This window comes from Alicyclobacillus mali NBRC 102425 (assembly GCF_001570745.1).
In the GTDB taxonomy this organism is placed as follows: Bacteria; Bacillota; Bacilli; order Alicyclobacillales; family Alicyclobacillaceae; genus Alicyclobacillus; species Alicyclobacillus mali.
The window spans coordinates 1-3268 of record NZ_BCSG01000068.1; the positions used below are offsets into that span (position 1 = coordinate 1).

The following is a 3268-nucleotide window of genomic DNA, read 5'->3' on the forward strand; positions in this document are numbered from 1 at the left end:
AAAAGGCTCCAATAAAATGCTGAAGAAAGACATAGATACGGAGTAATAAAACAAAAAACCGAAATTTTTTTCTCTTATTGAATCTATGGCAACAAATACACAACAGGAACATATCGCTAAATATAACAACTTTATTCTCCCCGCATATGTTCCCTTTACTTTCAAGCCCACAATCTCACCGCCAAAAATCTTTGGTATTATGAACCGACGATATTACATGAACCTTTTGCAGAATAACTGATTCCATCGCGAGCGAAAAGAACATCCGCTCACCAATTTCACAAGCCTTGCGCTCTTCTGCCTATGCTATAATCTCCCTCATCAACTCCGTCATCGCCAGTATCCTCCTTGAGTAGAGAGTTCTTCTTTTCCGTCAAAACCCGCGCGCTAAATCCGAACACCAACGCCGCCAGTCCAATCTCGTCTGCAATGCCAAGATGTCCGCTGCGGCCCGCTCGAAATCGTACACCGTCTCGCGCAGTTCGATCTCGGGGCCAATGAGCGCCCACCTCGCGCCGCGCGCCACGCTCGGAAGTCCGACGCTGCCCGCGTTAGCGAGGCTCTTTCCCGCCACCATGTGATCAAACTGGATATGCGTGTGGCCGCAGACGATGATCGACTCGCGAACATGCACAACCATGGGCTCGATTTCCTCGCAGGGCTATCCTCGCGGATGGCCTCCACGTCGCTTCTGGGCGAGCCGTGGACAAAGAAGCCATCGCCCAGCCCGTCCACGCTAAGCACTACGTGGTCCTTCTGGTTGAGCAGAAATCTGATTTGATCGAGCGTGAGCTGGTGGTGGCACCACGCGTTGATTTCCGCATCCACACCTTGCTCAACGCCGTGACACTTCACGACCTCGCGATCCGCATTCCCACGGACGAAATAGATAGGCGCACGGAGCAACATCACGCGCTCCATCACCTGTCTGGGCTGCGCCCCCCGGGCGAGATCGCCGACGAACACCATCGCGTCTACGATGGGGCGTTCGACCTCTTGCAGGACCGGCATCCAGAGCTGCTAAGTTGCCATGGATATCGTACAAAGCTACAATGCAATTTTTACATTCTCGATTCGCCCAATCTGAGAAGGACGAACAACCGTGTAGGAACCGGATGCTCGCTTTACGAACGTTGTACGAGCCCCCAGGCGTGCCCATATGGATCGAGGACTTGGCATACCCACACGCCATCCACGCCAAGGGACGGACCCCGGAATACGTGACAACCGTGTGCCAAAAAATGATCGAGTGCTCGCTGCAGATCTTGGACCCGCCAGTATGCCACCTGGCCTGCAACGCCACACCCCGTTTTATCATCTGTGGGGTGAAGCCCAATCAGGGTGTCGCCCACGCGAAAGGCGCAATAGGCTTCGTGATCAAACACGGGACCCGTGCCAAGCAGAGCTTGATACCACGTCTTGGCCTCCTGGACATCCGGTACGAAATGGAGAATTTCATCCACATTCACAATGTGGTCCACAGCCACAGTTCTCACTTCACCTTCTGACCCACATTTCGCGCCCGAAGTCAACACACATCAACAGGCTGGGGAACATCGGTCGCTCGCCCCCTTTGACTGCGAACGGCGCATAAAAGATATCGACCTCCCACTCTCCCCTTCAAGTCTCTTGGCGACGGATGCGCCTCAACATGACCTCTTCAACGCGGATCGGCGGGATCTGGAATGCCGAGAGGGTGTACTGCGGTGTTTCGATTCAGACGCCGATCCACTCAACTGATGTGCCGTCTTTTACCCGCCTGCGGGTAAGGATTTGGCTGGGCTGACGCGGTTCGATGAGGTCTGGGTGCTGGCGAATGGGAGAAGCTACGACAGTGGCTTGGGATAGCGCGACCGTCAGGAGTTTCGCTTCATCCCGCGTCAGATACCAGAACAAGTACCCATGACGGTGGCTACGACACACAGGCCATGCGATTTCGCCTCGGAAGCGGAGGACGAGCCGTTTCATGACAGCACGATCCTGCTTCGTTACATCGCGACTACTCTCAACGCGATAAGCACGCATTGGTCGAACATTCGCTGTTCTTCGGCCTGGTATGAACCGTCGTCATCCCTAAGCAATTGGAAAGATCTCCATCCAGCTTCCCCTGGAAAGACCGCCAGTCCATGAAACTCGCCGAGGGCACCCATTATGGAAGAATAGCCGATCTCCGCGGTATCAGGACCCTCGACGGCGAACAGGGCATCATCATGCTTCCATTGCCACGGAGCCAAGTGACGGAGCTCAATAGCGGCAACATAGAGTTCCTGCCATTGGCTCAACGTAGGTCCGTTTGACATGATGACACCTTCCTTCGGAACTCGTTGCTGGACTCACGCCCTGCCGAATTCCATTGTAACTGAAAACTCCGATAACCGGTCCAAGTCTGGCATCGCGGGCACGTGCTTAATACCAATTGGCTAGCGACAAGCCGCTGTCGTAGAGGGCAGCGATACGTTCACGCCAAAGTTCACGCCAAAGTTCACGGCGATGCTGGTGAGACATGTGCTCTCGCATACACGAAACCTCCCATGGCTTGATGAGCCCATTTTCAAGCGATGAGAAGATGAAAGCCATGTGGGTCTCAGTTTACGCTTATCGATCAAGATCAACCCTTGTCGCACAATGGCTCGTGATTCTGCAAAAAGCTCATACTTATTCTTGATTGTACTTATATAGGAGAATGAAATAGAATATAATATAAAATGTCGATATGACGAGAAAAAACAACTGTTTCCATTCAATTGATATGTGTAAAGAAAAATTCGTGAGTATGAGAAAGAGAGGAACGCACATATCCAACAAAATGATGAGAGGCTTGAATTTACCCACTGAAATTGTTTTATTCTTTATAACTAACAATACGCCACCTATGAAAGCGAATATTATCCACATAAACGATGAACTCGGATAAAGCAGTTCGCCATAAATCGCTCCTAAGAGCACTATATATGACAACATAGATATATACTTAGGTCTGTTCATTACGCTCCTTCACCCCAACGTAGGTTGTTAAGAGGGAGCGGCATAGAAACCGCACCCCATCTTGAGCAATTCATTTCCAATCCCCTGTAACAATGTTAGGAAAGATCCCGTTCCATCTCAAGTTTGACAGCACTCCTGGCCGTGGAGAATCTCTGCCGCGCGCCGGTACGACACATCTAACGCCAGCGCGACAGCACTGAACCAGTTCCCACTCATTTCGGTCGCGCTCCGCCGCCAGCTTCTCATCCCAAGCTTCAAGCACCGACGTGATCACCTCGGCCCC

5 protein-coding genes and 1 pseudogene are annotated in these 3268 nt (G+C 52.0%); all 6 read right to left on the reverse strand.

Annotated features, from left to right (window positions below):
• Positions 1-373: 373 nt before the first annotated feature.
• Positions 374-640, reverse strand: coding sequence for a metallophosphatase family protein (locus AMA01_RS14145; RefSeq protein ID WP_231862967.1), 267 nt, complete (start codon positions 638-640; stop codon positions 374-376).
• A 104-nt stretch (positions 641-744) separates the two neighbouring features.
• Positions 745-1011, reverse strand: a pseudogene (locus AMA01_RS14150) (metallophosphoesterase); the annotation flags it as partial.
• Positions 1012-1124: 113 nt separating this feature from the next.
• A complete protein-coding gene (locus AMA01_RS13745; protein WP_231862966.1) occupies positions 1125-1487 on the reverse strand; it encodes a VOC family protein in 363 nt (120 codons plus the stop codon).
• A gap of 10 nt (positions 1488-1497) precedes the next feature.
• Complete coding sequence (locus tag AMA01_RS14315; protein ID WP_376738345.1) at positions 1498-1599, reverse strand: hypothetical protein; 102 nt, start codon at positions 1597-1599, stop codon at positions 1498-1500.
• Between the two features lie 117 nt (positions 1600-1716).
• Complete coding sequence (locus AMA01_RS14335; protein WP_431603357.1) at positions 1717-2025, reverse strand: DUF7309 domain-containing protein; 309 nt, start codon at positions 2023-2025, stop codon at positions 1717-1719.
• On the reverse strand, positions 1989-2300 hold the full coding sequence (locus AMA01_RS14155; RefSeq protein WP_067851745.1) for a DUF7309 domain-containing protein: 312 nt from the start codon (positions 2298-2300) through the stop codon (positions 1989-1991). The genes AMA01_RS14335 and AMA01_RS14155 overlap by 37 nt, the downstream gene beginning before the upstream one ends.
• Positions 2301-3268 lie beyond the last annotated feature (968 nt).